This window comes from Paraburkholderia strydomiana, assembly GCF_031456815.1.
Classification (GTDB): Bacteria; Pseudomonadota; Gammaproteobacteria; order Burkholderiales; family Burkholderiaceae; genus Paraburkholderia; species Paraburkholderia caledonica.
On record NZ_JAVDVL010000006.1, the window covers coordinates 407,127 to 424,157 of the forward strand.

16 protein-coding genes are annotated in these 17,031 nt (G+C 63.4%); 9 read left to right on the plus strand and 7 right to left on the minus strand.

Features of this window, described 5'->3' with window-relative positions:
• The first annotated feature begins 6 nt into the window (after positions 1-6).
• The 4 genes from J2W46_RS19120 to J2W46_RS19135 are packed head-to-tail and all read left to right on the plus strand — an operon-like array spanning position 7 to position 4,110.
• Positions 7-924, plus strand: a complete 918-nt coding sequence (locus J2W46_RS19120) for an ABC transporter permease subunit (protein WP_020070785.1) — start codon at positions 7-9, stop codon at positions 922-924.
• Positions 925-1,929 (plus strand): ABC transporter ATP-binding protein, encoded by a 1,005-nt coding sequence (locus J2W46_RS19125; RefSeq protein WP_087752460.1) that lies wholly within the window; start codon positions 925-927, stop codon positions 1,927-1,929. It abuts the gene before it with no gap.
• A complete protein-coding gene (locus J2W46_RS19130; protein WP_288828530.1) occupies positions 1,926-2,945 on the plus strand; it encodes a peptide ABC transporter ATP-binding protein in 1,020 nt (339 codons plus the stop codon). Before J2W46_RS19125 ends, J2W46_RS19130 begins: the two co-directional genes overlap by 4 nt.
• Positions 2,938-4,110: a TraB/GumN family protein gene (locus tag J2W46_RS19135; protein WP_310355490.1), complete on the plus strand. Its 1,173-nt coding sequence runs from the start codon at positions 2,938-2,940 to the stop codon at positions 4,108-4,110. The genes J2W46_RS19130 and J2W46_RS19135 overlap by 8 nt, the downstream gene beginning before the upstream one ends.
• A gap of 13 nt (positions 4,111-4,123) precedes the next feature.
• Here J2W46_RS19135 and J2W46_RS19140 read toward each other — a convergent pair whose 3' ends face one another.
• From J2W46_RS19140 to pxpB, 6 genes are all read right to left on the minus strand, one after another.
• Entirely contained in the window at positions 4,124-5,938 is a 1,815-nt protein-coding gene (locus tag J2W46_RS19140) for a tetratricopeptide repeat protein (RefSeq protein WP_310355493.1), read from the minus strand.
• 222 nt (positions 5,939-6,160) lie between these two features.
• The gene (locus tag J2W46_RS19145) at positions 6,161-7,117 is read right to left on the minus strand and encodes a DUF979 domain-containing protein (RefSeq protein WP_027777010.1); all 957 of its coding nucleotides are present in this window, start codon (positions 7,115-7,117) and stop codon (positions 6,161-6,163) included.
• Positions 7,114-7,863 carry a DUF969 domain-containing protein gene (locus J2W46_RS19150; protein ID WP_088176784.1) on the minus strand — a complete coding sequence of 250 codons (750 nt, stop codon included), beginning with the start codon at positions 7,861-7,863 and terminating at the stop codon, positions 7,114-7,116. The genes J2W46_RS19145 and J2W46_RS19150 overlap by 4 nt, the downstream gene beginning before the upstream one ends.
• A gap of 256 nt (positions 7,864-8,119) precedes the next feature.
• Positions 8,120-8,872 (minus strand): 5-oxoprolinase subunit PxpA, encoded by a 753-nt coding sequence (gene pxpA / locus J2W46_RS19155; RefSeq protein ID WP_020070792.1) that lies wholly within the window; start codon positions 8,870-8,872, stop codon positions 8,120-8,122.
• Between the two features lie 97 nt (positions 8,873-8,969).
• On the minus strand, positions 8,970-10,022 hold the full coding sequence (locus J2W46_RS19160; RefSeq protein ID WP_310355495.1) for a 5-oxoprolinase subunit C family protein: 1,053 nt from the start codon (positions 10,020-10,022) through the stop codon (positions 8,970-8,972).
• Entirely contained in the window at positions 10,019-10,672 is a 654-nt protein-coding gene (gene pxpB, locus J2W46_RS19165; protein ID WP_310355496.1) for a 5-oxoprolinase subunit PxpB, read from the minus strand. Before pxpB ends, J2W46_RS19160 begins: the two co-directional genes overlap by 4 nt.
• Positions 10,673-10,873: 201 nt before the next feature.
• On the opposite strand from pxpB, the gene J2W46_RS19170 reads away from it, so the two are divergent.
• Positions 10,874-11,386, plus strand: a complete 513-nt coding sequence (locus J2W46_RS19170; protein ID WP_020070795.1) for a winged helix DNA-binding protein — start codon at positions 10,874-10,876, stop codon at positions 11,384-11,386.
• 97 nt (positions 11,387-11,483) lie between these two features.
• Here J2W46_RS19170 and J2W46_RS19175 read toward each other — a convergent pair whose 3' ends face one another.
• On the minus strand, positions 11,484-12,026 hold the full coding sequence (locus J2W46_RS19175; protein ID WP_310355497.1) for a 5-formyltetrahydrofolate cyclo-ligase: 543 nt from the start codon (positions 12,024-12,026) through the stop codon (positions 11,484-11,486).
• A gap of 77 nt (positions 12,027-12,103) precedes the next feature.
• Between J2W46_RS19175 and J2W46_RS19180 the strand changes: the two genes are divergently transcribed.
• The 4 genes from J2W46_RS19180 (at position 12,104) to J2W46_RS19195 (ending at position 17,021) form a co-directional block, all read left to right on the plus strand.
• Entirely contained in the window at positions 12,104-14,071 is a 1,968-nt protein-coding gene (locus J2W46_RS19180) for a lytic transglycosylase domain-containing protein (RefSeq protein WP_087752456.1), read from the plus strand.
• Between the two features lie 81 nt (positions 14,072-14,152).
• Positions 14,153-15,106, plus strand: a complete 954-nt coding sequence (locus J2W46_RS19185; RefSeq protein WP_020070798.1) for a complex I NDUFA9 subunit family protein — start codon at positions 14,153-14,155, stop codon at positions 15,104-15,106.
• 32 nt (positions 15,107-15,138) lie between these two features.
• A complete protein-coding gene (locus J2W46_RS19190) occupies positions 15,139-15,792 on the plus strand; it encodes a glutathione S-transferase family protein (RefSeq protein WP_310355498.1) in 654 nt (217 codons plus the stop codon).
• Entirely contained in the window at positions 15,789-17,021 is a 1,233-nt protein-coding gene (locus tag J2W46_RS19195) for a multifunctional CCA addition/repair protein (protein WP_204522525.1), read from the plus strand. Before J2W46_RS19190 ends, J2W46_RS19195 begins: the two co-directional genes overlap by 4 nt.
• Positions 17,022-17,031: the final 10 nt, after the last annotated feature.

The following is a 17,031-nucleotide window of genomic DNA, read 5'->3' on the forward strand; positions in this document are numbered from 1 at the left end:
TCAAGCATGGCAGACATTCAAAATACAGTTCCCACAGCAGTGACGCCGCCCAGCGGCCGCGCGATTGCCGCTCGCGAATTCTGGGCGAATTTCTCGCGCAATCGCGGTGCGGTTGGCGCCGGCATCGTCGTTCTGCTGCTTATCGTCGTGGCGATTTTCGCGCCGCTCATCGCGCCGCATAGCCCGATCGAACAGTACCGCGACTTCGTGAAAATTCCGCCTGCATGGCTCGAAGGCGGCAACTGGCGGTTCGTTCTCGGCACCGATGAAGCGGGCCGCGACATCCTTTCGCGTCTGATGTACGGCGCGCGGCTGTCGTTCTGGATCGGCTTCGTGTCGGTGGTGCTCGCGCTGATTCCGGGCGTCGTGCTCGGTCTCATCGCGGCATTCTTCGAGAAGTGGGCCGATACGCCGATCATGCGCATCATGGACGTGCTGCTCGCATTGCCGTCGCTGCTGCTCGCGGTGGCGGTGGTCGCGATCATCGGTCCGGGCCTCGTCAATACGATGCTGGCCATCGCGATCGTCGCGTTGCCGGGCTACGTGCGTTTGACGCGCGCCTCGGCGCAAGGCGAGTTGCAGAAGGAATACGTGACGGCCTCGCGAGTGGCCGGCGCCGGCACGCTGCGTCTGATGTTCTCGCAAGTGCTGCCCAACTGCACCGCGCCGCTGATCGTGCAGGCAACGCTCGGCTTTTCGTCGGCGATTCTGGATGCGGCCGCGCTCGGCTTCCTCGGCCTCGGCGTGCAACCGCCGTCGGCGGAGTGGGGCGCGATGCTGGCCTCGGCGCGTGACTACATCGACAGTGCATGGTGGATCGTCACGATGCCTGGTTTGTCCATCCTGATCTCGGTGCTCGCCATCAATCTGCTCGGCGACGGGCTGCGCGACGCACTCGATCCCAAACTGAAACGGATGGCATAAATGGACAATCTACTGACCATCCGCAATCTGGCGGTCAACTTCAACGGACTGCCTGCTGTCGACCGGATCAATCTGGACGTCGCGCCGGGCGAAGTGCTCGGCGTTGTCGGCGAATCGGGTTCGGGCAAGAGCGTGACGATGATGGCGTTGATGGGACTGATCGACGCCCCCGGCAAGGTCACGGCGGACGAAATCACGTTCAACGGACGCGATCTGCTGAAGGCATCGGCGAAGGAACGCCGCAAGATCATCGGCAAAGATATCGCGATGGTGTTCCAGGACGCGCTCACGAGTTTGAATCCGAGCTACACGGTCGGCTATCAGATCAAGGAAGTGCTGAAACTGCACGAAGGGCTGCGCGGCGCCGCGCTCGACAAGCGCGCGCTCGAACTGCTCGATCAGGTCGGCATTCCGGACGCGAAGAGCCGCATTGGCGCGTTTCCGCATCAGATGTCGGGCGGCATGAACCAGCGCGTGATGATCGCCATGGCCATCGCCTGCAACCCAAAGCTGTTGATCGCTGACGAGCCGACCACCGCGCTCGACGTAACGATCCAGGCGCAGATCATGGAACTGCTGATGCGCTTGCAGAAAGAGCGCGGCATGGCGCTCGTGCTGATTTCGCACGATCTCGCGGTGGTGTCCGAGGTCGCGCAGCGCGTCGCGGTCATGTACGCTGGCGAAGTGATCGAGACGAACAAGGTGCCGGATATCTTCGCCGCGCCTCATCATCCGTACACTGAAGCGTTGCTGGCCGCGATTCCCGAGCACAACGTGGGTGCCGTGCGACTCGCCGCTTTGCCGGGCATGGTGCCCGGACGCGACGATCGCCCGAAAGGGTGTCTGTTTGCCCCGCGCTGCAAGTACATGATCGACGACTGCAACAAGGGACGCCCCGCGCTCGCGCCCATGCAAGGTCACGCCGAAGTTGCGCGCGTGCGCTGCATCAAACCCTTGAACCTGAGCGGCGACGCGAACGTTCACACACATGGAGGCGCACGATGAACGCAGTACCTGAAACGCGGCGCCAGTCGGACCATGCGGGCGATCACGTGCTGGTCGCCGACAAGCTCGCGCGGTATTACACGGTCAAACGCGGCATGTTCGCAACGGGGACGGTGAAGGCGCTCAACGGCGTGTCGTTCGCGCTCGAGCGCGGCAAGACGCTCGCCGTGGTCGGCGAATCCGGTTGCGGCAAGTCGACGCTCGCGCGCCAGCTGACCATGATCGAAGCGCCCAGTGCGGGCCGTTTGCTGATCGACGGTGAAGACGTGGCTGGCGCGGATCACGCGAAAATCGCGGCGCTGCGGCGGCGCGTGCAGATGGTGTTTCAGAACCCGTTTGCGTCGCTCAACCCGCGCAAGACCGTGGAGCAGACGCTCGGCGAACCCCTCGCGATCAACTCCCAACTGAGCGTAACGCAACGCGCGGAACGCATCGCTCAAATGATGCGTACCGTCGGCCTGCGTCCGGAACATGCGAAGCGCTATCCGCATATGTTCTCGGGCGGTCAACGTCAACGCGTGGCGATTGCTCGCGCGATGATTCTCGACCCGCAGATCGTTGTCGCCGACGAACCCGTGTCGGCGCTCGACGTGTCGATCCAGGCGCAGATTCTGAACCTGTTCATGGATCTGCAGCAGGAGTTCAAGACGAGCTATGTGTTCATCTCGCACAATCTGTCAGTGGTCGAGCATATTGCCGACGACGTGATGGTGATGTACTTCGGCGGCGTGGCCGAACTCGGCGACAAGAAGCGGATTTTCTCGAAGCCACGGCATCCCTACACGCGCGCGTTGATGTCGGCGACGCCGTCGATCTTCGAGGCGGATCGCACGATCAAGATCAAGCTGCAAGGTGAGATGCCTTCGCCGCTGAATCCGCCTTCGGGCTGCACGTTTCATCAGCGCTGCCCCTATGTGATCGACCGTTGCCGCAGCGAAGAGCCGAAGCTGCGTGAAGTGGATGGCCGTCAGGTGTCGTGTCACCGCGCCGAGGAGGTGGGGGACGTGGATGCCTGATGCGCTGGCGGCGCGTCGTCTTGCGCGCCGCTCGCGTGAAGGCGGCCGCCGCGCTGCCTTCATGCGAAGCTTGCGGGCGCGTGCACTGACCGGTGCCGCGCTCGTCGGCGTTTGTTCCGTTCTGTATTTCTCCGTGGCACCGATCGGCCGCGCGCATGCTGCCGGCGCCGCGGCCAATACACCCACGGCTGGCGTCAATTCAACCACGCAAGGTGTGCGTCCCGCGTTGCCGGTGCCGCACGCGCCTTCGGAGCCACGCGCCGCGCTGCCGGGTTTCAACCCGCCACCTGCCACACCCGGTACGACTGCGAGCGGACCCGTGCGCCTGCAACCGGCGCGTATGCCGTTCTACGTCGCGACTCGCGGTGCTACCACCATCTACGTTCTGGGCACACTGCACGTGGGCGATCCCGCCGATTACCCGCCGGCTCAGCCGTTTCGTCCGCCGATCATGGGCGCGTTGGCTGCTTCGCCAACGCTTGCGCTCGAACTTTCGCCGGACGAGCTACTCGTTTCGCAAGACGATGTTTCCAAGTACGGCGTATGCCGCCGCGACTGCCTTCCCGGCCTCTTGCCGGAGCCGCTGTGGCGCAAGCTCGCGTTTCGTCTGCGCGGCAATCCTGCGGCGTTGGATGAAATCAAAAAGATGCGCCCGTGGCTCGCCTCGCTGCTGGTCGAAACCTACGACTCGCTCAGCGCCGGCTTGCAGACCGAGTACGGCACTGAAGCGCAGTTGCAGAACGTATATCTGCGCACACGTGGCAAGATCATCGGCCTTGAAACCCTGCCGCAGCAGATGCGCGCCTTCACCGGACTCACGCTCGCCCAGCAACGCGAGATGCTCACGCAGGATCTGGTGCAGACGCCCGCGCAAAACGTCGAGGACGTGCGGACCTTGCACCGCCTGTGGCGTGTTGGCGATGCAGATGCAATCGCCGCCTGGGAGGCCGCGAAAACCGAAAAGCTGGCGCGCGACAAGCAGGTGTCCAACTCGATAGACGACAGGATTGTGTACGCGCGCAACCGGCGCTTCGTCTCGCGCATGCTGCAGATCGCCGCGCCGAACAAACCGGTGTTCGTGGCGATCGGCGCGTTGCATCTGGGTGGCCGCAAAGGCGTTCTGCAGCTTTTGCGACAGCATGGGTTCGTGGTGGACGCGGGCTGAAACGATGCGCGATCTACGACGCGGGATCGATTGCGCTGATCACTTCCTTCACGACCTCCGCCCATTCACCCAGTACCTTTTGCCGGAACAGCCGCATTCCCGGATACCACGGCGAGTCGCTCCGTTCTTCAAGCCACCGCCAGTCTGAATTGGCCGGCAGCAGCAGCCACACCGGCTTGCCGAGCGCGCCGGCCAGATGCGCGACGGCGGTGTCGACGGCGATCACCAGATCGAGGTTCATGATCAGCGCGGCTGTGTCCTCAAAGTCGTTCAACTCGCCGCTGAAATCGTGCGTGCGGAAGGCTTGCGGCGCGGCGGCGAGTTGCGCGTGCGCCGCACCCTTCTGCAACGGATACCAGTCCACATTGGCGACATCTGCGAGCGCGTGCAAGTCGGCAAGCGCCATTGACCGATAGCGGTCGTTGCCGAACGCCGGACTGCCTGCCCACACGAGACCCGCTCTGCGCTTTGCGTCGCCGGTTTTCTTCAGTTTCTTGCGCCAGGTTTTGACCTTGGCGTGGTGCGCGAACAGATACGGCACTTCGGCCGGGATGGTGAACAACTCAGTGCCGACGCATGACGGCACGCTCGTCATGGGAACCCAGAAGTCGTAGTTCTGCTCCGCGCAGTTCTGCTCCGGTTTTCCGCTGAACGCGTTGTGTACGCCCGGCATGCGTTGAACAAGACTCAGCAATGGCTCTCGCACGCAGACGTCTACTGTGGCGCCGCGTTCGTGCAGCAAGCGCGCAAAACGCAGGAACTGGAAATGATCTCCAAAACCCTGCTCGCCGACGATCAACACACGATGCCCCTTGAGCGGTTCGCCGCGCCATTCGGCCACGCCCGCAATCGCGAGCGCTTCGTAATCGCTCTTACGCCAGCGCAGCGCAAACTCGGCCCAGCCCTGCTTGAAATCGCCGCGCTTGAGCAGCAGCCAGGCAAGGTTCTGATGGGCGTCGGCGTAATGCGGATCGCGGGCGAGCGCTTCGCGATAGAACGTCTCCTCTTCGTCGAGTCGTCCCTGCGCGCCGAGCGAGCCTCCCAGGCACACGAGGTTGGTCGGATTCGGCGCGATTGCGACCGCGCGGCGGTAGTGCGACTCCGCGCCCGCATAGTCGCCATGCTTGCCGATCGCGCTACCCAGGTTGATGTGCGCCTCGGCGTAATCCGGGCGCAACGCGAGCGCGCGCTCAAAGCTCGCGACGGCCGCCTCGCGCTCGCCCTGCGCCGTGTAGGCATTGCCCGCGTTGAAGTGCGCTTCCGCTGAAGCCGGATCGACTCGCAAGGCGTCGCGATAGCACGCCAGGGCTTCCGCGAAACGCCCGAGTTTGCCGAGCGCCGTGCCCAGATTCAGATGGGCATCGACCAGTGCGGGGTTCGACGCGATTGCAAGCCGATATTGCTCGACCGCTTCGTCCAACGCGCCTTGCGCCTGCAACGCGGTGCCGAAATTGTTGCGCGCGTCGGCGAAATCGGGTTGTAGCTGCAACGCCTGGTCGTAACAGATGGTGGCTTCGTCGAGATGGCCGAGCGCGGCGGCGGCGAGTCCGCGGTTGCTCCAGCAGGCGGCGTCGTGACGGTCGTATTTGAGCGCGTTGCTCATTAGCGCAGCGGCGTCCGCGTATTGCCCGCGCTGATAATGCAGTACCCCGAAATAATGCAAAGCCTGCGAATTCGTCGGCGCAAGCGCCAGGATCTCGCGGTAGATGGACTCGGCGGTGTCGAGCCGGCCGGCCTGATGCGCGCCAAGCGCGGCATTCACGAGCGAAGTAACGCTGGATGACGGCGGCGCGGAATGCGCGCCGGTGCGCTGAGGTTGACGTTCCATGGAAACCTGCGGGAAAGGCTCCGGCGGCGCGCGTTGCACGCGCCGGCGCGTGTGGATAGGAGATGGTCTAGCATCTTATGGTCGGCATCACGGACCGACGATCGGACGCATCCTATTTCCCTTGCAGGTTTTTCCTGTTTGAGGTGCTTCGCCGATGTGCCGCGAAAGCGTCGCGCGACACATCGGAAATTGCTGCTTTTACGGACGTTTTTACGAAGCCCTTTACATGAACATGAGAAAGTTGAGCAGGAAGATGTTCACCACCAGCAAGGTCAGCGCGGTAGGTATCTGGACCTTGATAACGGCGTTCTTATCCGGCAGTTCCAGCAAGGCCGCCGGCACCATGTTGAAGTTCGCGGCCATCGGCGTCATCAGCGTGCCGCAGTAGCCCGAGAACATGCCGATTGCCACCATCACGGCCGGATTGCCATGGAACACGCCGACGAGGATCGGCACGCCGACGCCGCCCGTCATCACCGGAAAGGCAGCGAAGCCGTTGCCCATGACCATCGTGAAGAGCGCCATGCCGATGCAATACACGGCCACTGCGATAAACCGGTAGTCGAGGCTGATATACGCGGTGGTCACGTGAGCGACAGCTTTGCCGACACCCGCGTCCGAGAACACGAGGCCGAGCATGCCGAGCATTTGCGGCAACACGGCGGCCCAGGAGAGCGCGTCGACGAGGCGGCGCGTTTCCTTCATCGACTGCCCGACGGTGTCGCGCGTCAGCACGCATGCAATCGCGAGCGCGATCACGCAGCCGATGCCGAAGCCGATCAACGTGACGTTGGCCTTCTCGATCAACGGAACGCCGCCGAACACAAGGTGGCTCGCCGACAACGTGATGATCACGGTGATCACGGGAATCGTCAGCGCGGGCACGAACAGCTTGTTGCCAAGGCGCGCGGCGCTCGCCTTGCGCGCTTCGAGCGACAGCACTCGCGGCTTGCCGGCGGTGACCCCGCCGAAGCCGGCAATCAGCGCCATCACGATCACTGCAACGCCGACCACTGCGGGCGGCAGTTTGTCGCCGATCAGAAAGATCAGCGCATAAAGAATCCAGAAGCCGCCGGCCGTCAGGCGGCGCGGATGTTCCTTATCTGTGACGATCATGCCGCCGACGATCAGCAGCACCACGCCCAACAGCCAGAAAAGATAGGTGATCGAGAGCGTCATGCTTTGTCTCCTGCAGCGGATTGCGTCGACGATACGGTGGCATTGCCCGCGCGGGCGTTGCCGCGCAATTCGCGGTCGAGCTTTCGGTCGAGCAGATACAGGCGGAAGCCGTGAATCAGGAATGCGCAGATCGCAGTGGGAATGCCCCAGACCGCGACGTGGATCGGCTCGACGATAATGCCTGCCTCCTTGAGGAAGGTGGTCATCAGCACGATCGCACCGAACGCAACGAAAATGTCTTCGCCGAAGAAGAGGCCCACGTTATCCGTTGCCGCTGAAAACGCCCGCAGCTTGAAGCGCACGGCGTCGCTGATCTTGCCGAAGCGGGTTTCGGTTGCACCTTCGGCCATCGGCGCGATGAGCGGGCGCACCATCTGCGGATGCCCGCCGAGCCCGGTCAGCCCGACTGCCGCAGTCAGCTCGCGCACGAGCAGATAAACGATCAGCAGGCGCCCGGCCGTGGCGGCCTTGATGCCGCTGATCCACGTCTGCGCACGCTCGCGCAGGCCATGCCGTTCCAGCAGGCCGATTACCGCGAGCGGCAGAAGAATGATCAACGGAATGTTGCGCGTCTTGATAAAGCCAGTGCCGATTTCGGCGAGGATTTTCTCGACCGGAAAATGCGCGGCCAGCCCGGTAATGATCGCGGCGACTGCCACGATCAGCATCGGATTGAACCGCAATAAAAAGCCAACGATGATGACGGCCACGCCGATGAGCGGCCATAGACTGACTGTTGTCTGCATCTGGATCTCCAAACAGGTTTCAACGTCGCCGCTTGTGACGGCTAACATGGGCCGGCGCGTGGCGATCCGCGCGCCGTTTTGTTTCCGCGGCTCTTGATGGCCGCGTTGCTACGCACTGCACCTGCACCAGCACCTGCATTCACTGCGATGAATCGACTGCGGATACTGCGAATCTCTGCATAACCTCTCGCACCTGGCGAACGCCCCGCATGTAGCGGGGCGTTCAGGACATGACCAGGATGCGGCGGCGCGTACTTCAGACGCTTGCTGCGCCGGCCGCGTGCACTTCGATACCGGCCTGTTGGAGCGCGCTGCGGATGCGCCGCGCGAACGCGAGCGCATGCGGGCCGTCGCCGTGCAGACAAATGGTCTGCGCGTTGAGCGGCACCCATTGACCGTCGACGGCGCGCACCCGCTGCTCGCGCACCATCGCAAGTGTGCGTTCGAGCACTTCGTCTTCATCTTCGAGTAGCGCGCCGGGCTCCTTGCGCGGCACGAGCGAGCCGTCGGCGCGATAGCCGCGATCGGCGAATACTTCTTCGATGGCGGTCAGCCCCGCGTTGCGCGCGGCCGTCACGAGACCGCTGTTGGCAAGCGCGAAAACCGCGACCGACGGATCGAAGTCATGCACGGCCGAAACGATCGCGTCGGCGATCTTCGCATCGCGCGCGGCCTGGTTGTAAAGAGCGCCGTGCGGCTTCACGTGCGCGATGCGCCCGCCCTCGGCCTGCGCGATTGCCGACAGCGCGCCAAGTTGATAAAGCACGCCCGCGTAAATGTCGGCCGCCGGCAAGTCCATCTCCTTGCGGCCGAAATTCTCCGGGTCGTTGAAGCTCGGATGCGCCCCGATCGACACGCCTTTTTGCACCGCCCATCGCACGCAGTCACGCATGGCGTTGGCGCCGCCCGCGTGCCAGCCGCACGCGATATTCGCGGAGCTGACGAGGTCGAGCAGCGCCTCGTCGGAGCCGCAGCCTTCGCCGAGGTCGGCGTTCAGATCGATTTCCATGATGTTCCTCTACTCTCAAGAAAACGCCGGGCCGCCCCAAGTTTTCTTGCCCCTCGATAGGCCGGGCGCGACGCGCCAGGCTTGTGGGCGGTCATTGTCACAACGCTGCGGCGGTCATCTGCCGTGCGCAACGTTCTTCATGCATTGCTATGGCGGCGTCGATTTGCCGCAAATAGGTGCGCTCTTCCAGTAACGCGTGGCGCGCTTCGTAGGGTGTGGTCGGAATGAAGCGGACCGCCGCATTCAGCCGCACCTGAGCGAGCTTCCACAAGTCGGCCTGAATGACCGCGCCGATCTTCGGATAGCCACCGGTAGTCTGTGCGTCGCTCATCAGCACGATCGGCTGGCCGTTCGGCGGCACCTGGATCGTGCCCGGCAGCACCGCGTGCGACAGCAGATCCACTTTGACTTTGCGCTTCAGTTCCGTGCCGGCGAGCCGGTAGCCCATGCGGTTGCTGTTCGGCGTGACCAGCCACTCGTCGGACCAGAAAGACTCATGTGCTTCTTCGGTGAAGCTTTCGTACTCGGGGCCGCGCAGCACGCGAATGGGGACCGCCCAAGGCACGCCTGTCGGATGACGGCCGCGCCGCAGCGGTTCGTCCACGAGCACGAACTTGCACCAGGCAGGCGCTTTGACGCCGAACTCCGGCGCCTCGGGAGAGAAGCCGACATGAGCGCGCTGCGGCGGCGCGCCGACCGGCAGGCGGTCGCCGTCGCGCAGCGCCCGGCCCCCAAGACCGCCGAAGTGAGCCGCAAGGTCGGTGCTGCGCGAGCCGAGCATCGGCAATACGTCGATGCCGCCCGCGATGCACACGTAGCCGCGCATGCCGCGCTTCGCCGCGTTCAGCACCAGCTCCTGGCCGGCCTTCACGGGCAGGCTCCACCACGAGTAGACCGGCTTGCCGTCGAGCGTCGCGCCGAATTCAGTGCCGGTGATGGCCACTCGCGTCGCCCGCAGGAAGCGCAGCACGGTGGGGCCGAAGGTGATTTCGAGGCCCGCGGCGTCGGGCCGGTTGCCGACGAGCCGGTTGCCGACTTCCAGCGACAGGCGGTCGAGCGCCCCGCCCATCGCGACACCCAGATGCCGGTAGCCGTGACGGCCGAGGTCCTGAATCGTGGTCAGCAGACCTGCGCGAATCACGTCGATCATGCGTGTATCCCCGCAATCGTGAAGCGCACCCGGTCGCCCGGCTGCAACAAGGTGGGCGGGCGGCGCGTTGGGTCGAACAGCGGCAGTTCGGTGCGGCCGATCAGTTGCCAGCCGCCGGGCGACGTAGCCGGGTAAATGCCCGTCTGCTCCCCGCCGATGCCGACCGAACCGGCCGGCACTTCGAGTCGCGGCGATGCGCGGCGCGGCGTATGCAGCGCCTCTTCCAATCCGCCCATATAGGCGAAGCCCGGCTGGAAGCCGAGGAAAAAGACCACGTATTCGCCACCCGAATGCCGCTCGATCACCTCGCGCACGCTCAAACCGGTGTGGTTCGCCACTGCACCGAGGTCGGGGCCGAACTCTCCGCCGTACTGAACCGGGACTTCGACTTCGCGGCCCGGCGCGGGCGTTGCGCTGACTGCTTGCCAGGCTTCCTGCAGCCGGGCCGTCAGCGCGTCGCGGTCGGTTTCGACGGGATCGAACACGAGCGTCAGATTGTTCATGCCCGGCACGACTTCCAGCACATGAGGCCAGTGCTGCGCCATTTCGGCGGCCGCCCACACGCGGCGCTGACAGTCCAGCGTCGCGGGCGGGGGCGCCTCGCAGACAAGCGCGGCGTCGCCGAGCGGAAAAATTCTGGGTTGGCTCATGGCTTGAAGACCCGAAGAAGTCGAAGAGTTCTGCGTTGAACGCCGTCAGAAACCGTGGGGCATGGCTACGCGACGTTTGAAGCGTACATTGTCAATAAAATATCAACAATTTATCAATAAGAGTTTTCGCCAGGCTCGCCGCCGTGAGCCGCTCGTCGTACACTCCCGACACTCTCCATCCCGTTTTCCTGAGAAATTCACATGTCGCGGCATCCCACCAAGATCGTCTCGTCCGAACATCTCGTGTCGGACACGAGCGCGGAACTGTCCGAGCTCGAGTACGCGCTCATCATGGCCGGCAACGCATTCAACCGATGGATGGTGCGCTGCATGTCGGCGGCCGGGGACAAGGACATGACCGCAATCGAGGTCTCGCTGCTGCATCACGTGAGTCATCGCGAGCGCCGCAAAAAACTGGCCGACATCTGCTTCGTCCTCAACATAGAAGATACGCACGTCGCGACCTATGCGTTGAAGAAGCTCGTAGCTAGAGGGTATGTAAAAAGCGAAAAGACCGGCAAGGAAGTGTTTTTTTCGGCGACGGAAGCGGGCCGTGCGCTGTGTCTGAAGTATCGGGAGGTGCGCGAGAGTTGCCTCATCTCGACGCTGAAGGAAAGCGGCCTCACCAACGAACAGATTGGCGACGCGGCGCAACTGATGAGAAACGCGTCTGGGATGTACGACACAGCCGCGCGCGCGGCGGCGTCGTTATAGATGTGAGGCGCTGAGACGCGCGCCTGCGCGGCATGAGTTTCCTGGCTGCGTGCAAGCCGCGCCAAGCGGTGTGTTACCGGTCGCTCTTCAGAGGCATCTAGCCGACGCTCCGCGCATGAAGCCCCGCTTCGGTCACGATCATGTCGAGCGGGATGTCATGCACCTCGCGCTTCAGTGTAGAGGTGCGGCATGCTTCATACGCCACACCCACCGTAATCGGCTTCTTCGCTCCGGGCCAGCCGGCGAGCGTACGGTCGTAGTAGCCGCCGCCATAACCGAGCCGGTAGCCGTCGGCATCGAAACCCACGCAGGGAACGAGCAGTAGCTCGGGCGTTACCATTCGCCCTGTGGTGGGCTCTGCGATCTTGTGGTGGCCGATCTTCATCGGCGTGTCCGGCGACCATGCGTGGAACTCGAGCGGCAGCCCGCGTTCCTTGATGATGGGCAGGCTGGCCTCGCGTTGCGTGCTGCCCGTGAGCCAGATGGAGATCGCTGCGCGTGCATCGAATTCGCCCGCGAGCGGCCAGTAGAACCCGACGCTTTGCACGTCGAAATGCTTGAGCGCATCGAGAACGCAGCGTCCGAGCGCGGCATTGTTAGTCGGCTCGGAAGCCGCTTGTAGCCTTGCTTCCAATAGCATTCGACGCAGCGCCTTTTTCGATTCCGCGACAGGGTTGCATGCTATGCTTGGGTTCAATTCGCGCTCCAGAAACAACGATGTCAAAAAGTCTTTATCGAGTATATCGCGCGGCAGGCATGGCGTTAGCCGCAGCGGCGCTCGTCGCATGTAGCACGGCATCAGCCGTCAAGCCTCTTCCCATTTCGCAGCTCACCAACGACGATCAGATTTTCGTCCAGTTGCGCGAGGCCGCCCGCAATAACGACGCGGCTCGTGCGGTGCAGTTGGCGAGCATGATCCCGAGCTATCCGGCGCCTTCGTATCTGGAGTACTTCCAGATCAAGCCGCAGCTCTTCGATTCCGGCGGCCATGCGCGCGTCGACGCGCCAGACGCGCCGGTGCTCGCGTTCCTGCAGAAGTACGACGGCCAGGCGATCGCCGACCGCATGCGCAACGACTACCTCACGGTGCTCGGCACGCGCCACGATTGGCGCAACTTCGACCAGCAATATGCGCGCTTCGTGCTGAACGACGATACGCAGGTCAAGTGCTACGCGCTCGAATCGCGTGCGTCGCGCGGCGAGAATGTCGCGGACGCGGCGCGCGCGCTGCTCGTCGATCCGAAATGGTACGGCGACGGCTGCGTCGATCTGATCACGGTGCTCGGCGTGAACAAGCAGTTCAGCACCGACGACATCTGGCAACAGATCCGTCTCGCTTACGAACAGAACTATCCGAATACCGGCAGCAAGCTGGTCGACGCGCTGGGCGACCAGGCGCCCGATCCGGTGCTGTTCGGCCAGGCTACCAGTACGCCGCCGCTGTTGCTCGCGCGCGGTGTCAGTCCCGATGCGCAATCGCATCAACTCGCGTTGCTCGCCATCACGCGCATGGCCCGCAACGATCCGGCCATGGCCGCGGCCACGTTCGCCTCTGTCGCGCCGTCGCTGAATTCGCCCGAACGCGCGATCGGCTGGGGCACCATTGCCTATCAGGCGGCAGCCAAGCAGATGCCGAGCGCCACCGACTGGTACAGGCTGTCGGCAAACGCGCCGCTCTCCAATCCCGCGTATGAATGGCGCACGCGCACCGCGCTCCTCGCCGGAGACTGGAACATGGTGCGCTGGTCGATCGAGCAGATGCCGGTGGCGCTGCGCAATCAGCCGTCGTGGGTCTATTGGCATGCCCGTGCGCTCAAGCAGGCTGGCGACACGACCACGGCCAACCAGGAATTCGAGTCGATCTCGCAGGGTTTCAACTTCTACGGGCAACTGGCCGCTGAAGAACTCGGGCAGAAGATTTCGGTGCCGCCTAAAACCATGGTGACCGATTCCGAAGTCCAGCAGGCCGGCAACACGCCTGGTTTCGATCTGGCGCAGCGCTTCTACGCGCTGAACTTGCGGCTCGAAGGCAATCGCGAGTGGAACTGGCCGCTGCGCACCATGAGCGACCGTCAGCTGCTTGCCGCCGCCGAATACGCGCGCCGTATCCAGTTGTATGACCGAACCGTCAACACCGCCGACCGCACAAAAACCGAACACGATTTCTCGCTGCGTTATTTGTCGCCGTTCCGCGATATCGTCGAACGGGATGCGCAGTCGAGCGGCCTCGACGTTGAATGGGCGTACGGGCTGATTCGCCAGGAATCGCGCTTCATCATCAACGCGCGTTCCGAAGTCGGCGCGGGCGGTTTGATGCAACTGATGCCCGGCACCGCGCAACTCGTCGCAAAGAAGATCGGTCTCGGCCCGATTTCGCGCGAGCAGATGAACGACATCAACACCAACATCCTGCTGGGCACGAACTACCTGTCGATGATCTACAATCAGTTCGATGGTTCCGCCGTGCTGGCCACCGCGGGTTACAACGCCGGGCCGGGCCGTCCGCGTAACTGGCGGCAGACGTTGCAGCATCCGGTTGAAGGCGCGATCTTCGCCGAAGCGATTCCCTTCCAGGAAACGCGTGACTATGTGAAGAATGTGTTGTCCAACACGGTCTACTACGCGGCATTGTTCGAAGGCCGTCCGCAATCGCTGAAGGCGCGTCTGGGTTACATCGCACCGTAAGCGCCGTGCCGCCGCTGCCTCGGTGCGAGGTAGCGGTGCGCCACGCCAGCCGTTGCCGCGGCTTCCACCAGGGAGTCGAAAATGCGACACAAAGCCATTGCGATCATTGGCGGTTCCGGTTTCATCGGAAGCCATCTCGTCAACGCCCTTGTTGAAATGGGCAAAGACGTGCGCATCGCCACACGGCGACGCTATAACGCGCGCCACCTCACGCTGCTTCCTATCGACGTGATCGAGACCGACGTCTTCGATCCAGTTCAACTCGCTCGCTTCGTCGAGGAAACCGACTGTGTGATCAATCTCGTCGGCACGCTGCACGGCAAGCGCCGCACACCATACGGTCCGGAATTCGCGCGCGCTCACGTCGAACTGCCGACCAGAATTGCGGCGGCTTGCGAAGGTAAGGGCGTGCATCGGCTAATTCATCTGAGCGCGCTCGGCGCCGACTCGAACGGCCCGAGCATGTACGCGCGCTCGAAGGGCGACGGCGAGAAAGCCGTGCACGCGTCGAATCTTGCGTGGACGATTTTTCGGCCATCCGTCGTGTTCGGCCCGGAAGACCAGTTTCTCAACAAGTTCGCTTTCTTGCAGCGCATTTTCCCGGTGATTCCGCTCGCAATGCCGGACGCGAAGTTCCAGCCTGTCTATGTCGGCGACGTCGCCAAGGCGATCGTGAACGTGCTCGATCTCGATGCGGCGAGCGGCAAGACCTACGAGCTTGGCGGCCCGAGCGTCTATTCGCTCGAAGAGCTCGTCAAGTATTGCGGCGATGTGATCGGCAGGCACGCGAGCATCATCCGTTTGCCGGAAATGCTGGCTCGCATGCAGGCAATGACCTTCGAAATGGCACCCGGTGAACCTGTCCTCACACGCGACAATCTCGACTCGATGAAAGTCGATAACGTGCTGACCCGGCCACTCGCACCGGAGCTTGGTCTTGAGCCGGCCAGCCTCGAAACCATCGCGCCGGTCTATCTGAGCGGGGCGTCGGCACGCTCGCGTTTCGACGCGTTTCGCGCGAGCGCGGGCCGCTGAACCTTCTTAATTTCTTCCTCATACGAACCCGCATGAAGCTGCTTATTGGTGACAAGAACTATTCGTCGTGGTCGATGCGTCCGTGGCTGCTGTTCAAGCATTTTGGGATTGCGTTCGACGAAATCCTGATTCATCTGAACCAGCCCGGCACCAACGCTGCCGTGCTGGCTCATGCGCCGAAGGGCCCCGGCAAGATTCCCTGTCTGATCGACGATACGGGCCTTGCCATTTGGGATTCTCTGGCAATTGCCGAGACGCTGGCTGAGCGCTTTCCTCAGCACTCGTTGTGGCCGCGCGACCCGGCGGCGCGTGCGCATGCCCGCAGTGTGAGCGCCGAGATGCATTCTGGTTTCGGAGAATTGCGCTCGCATATGTGGATGAACATTCGCGCGTCGTTCCCCGGCAAGAACGCAACGCCGGGTGTGCTGGCCGACATCGCGCGTATCGAGGCGATCTGGCGCGACTGTCTGGACACATATGGCGGTCCGTTCCTGTTCGGCGAGTTCACCATCGCGGACGCAATGTACGCGCCGGTGGTCATGCGCTTCAACACGTGGCAACCGGCGTTGTCCGAGACGTCGTCGGCGTATATGCGACGGGTCATGACCGTGCCTGCCGTGAAAGCCTGGATCGACGACGCGTTCAGCGAGACGCACGCCGTTGCGTATCTAGACGAATGCCGATGAATATCTATGCAGTGGGCGGCGCCATTCGCGACGAATTGCTGGGCGTGCCGGTTCAGGATCGCGATTACGTGGTGGTCGGCGCAACACCCGAGCAGATGGTCGCGCAGGGCTACCGTCCGGTCGGCAAGGACTTCCCCGTGTTCCTGCATCCGCAGACGCACGAGGAGTACGCACTCGCGCGTACAGAGCGAAAAACCGCGGCGGGCTATCACGGCTTCCAGTTCTTCTACGCGCCCGACGTGACGCTCGAAGAAGACCTTGCGCGCCGCGACCTGACGATCAACGCAATGGCTCGCGAGGTGCGTCCGGGAGGCGAACTCACAGGCCCGGTGATCGATCCGTTCGGCGGTCAGCGCGACCTGGAGGCAAAGCTCTTCCGTCACGTCAGCGACGCGTTTCTCGAAGATCCGGTGCGCATCTTGCGGATTGCGCGCTTCGCCGCGCGTTTCGCCGATTTCACCGTCGCGCCTGAGACGCTCGCGCTGATGCGCAAAATGGTGGCGGACGGCGAAGTGGACGCGCTCGTCGCCGAACGCGTATGGCAGGAGGTGTCGCGCGGTTTGATGGAGAAGAAGCCGTCGCGCATGTTCGAGGTACTGCGCGATTGCGGCGCATTGGCGCGGATTCTGCCGGAGATCGACGCGCTGTTCGGCGTACCGCAGCGCGCCGACTATCACCCGGAAGTCGATACGGGCGTGCACGTGATGATGGTGCTCGACCACGCCGCGCAGCAGGGTTATGCGCTGCCCGTGCGGTTTGCGGCGCTCACGCATGACCTCGGCAAAGCCACCACGCCCGAAGATATTCTGCCGCGGCATATCGGCCACGAAGGACGCAGCGTGGATCTGCTGAAGCCTTTGTGCGAACGCTTACGTGTTCCGAACGAATGTCGCGACCTCGCGGTGCTGGTGGCGCGCGAGCACGGCAACATTCATCGCGTGACGGAAATGGGCGCCGCTGCGCTCGTGAGGCTGCTCGAGCGCTGCGACGCGATACGCAAGCCTTCGCGTTTCGCAGAAGCGTTGCAGGCTTGCGAGGCGGACGCGCGCGGCCGCCTCGGTTTCGAAGCAAGGGAGTATCCGCAAGCGGAGCGTCTGCGAGTCGCGCTCGTCGCAGCGCGAGGCGTGGATGCAGGCGCCGTCGCCAAAAGGCTCGCCGATACGCCGGCCGGCATCAAGGACGCCGTGCATCAAGAACGCGTGCGTGCTGTGGCCGCGGCCCTCGATTGAGCGAAACGGC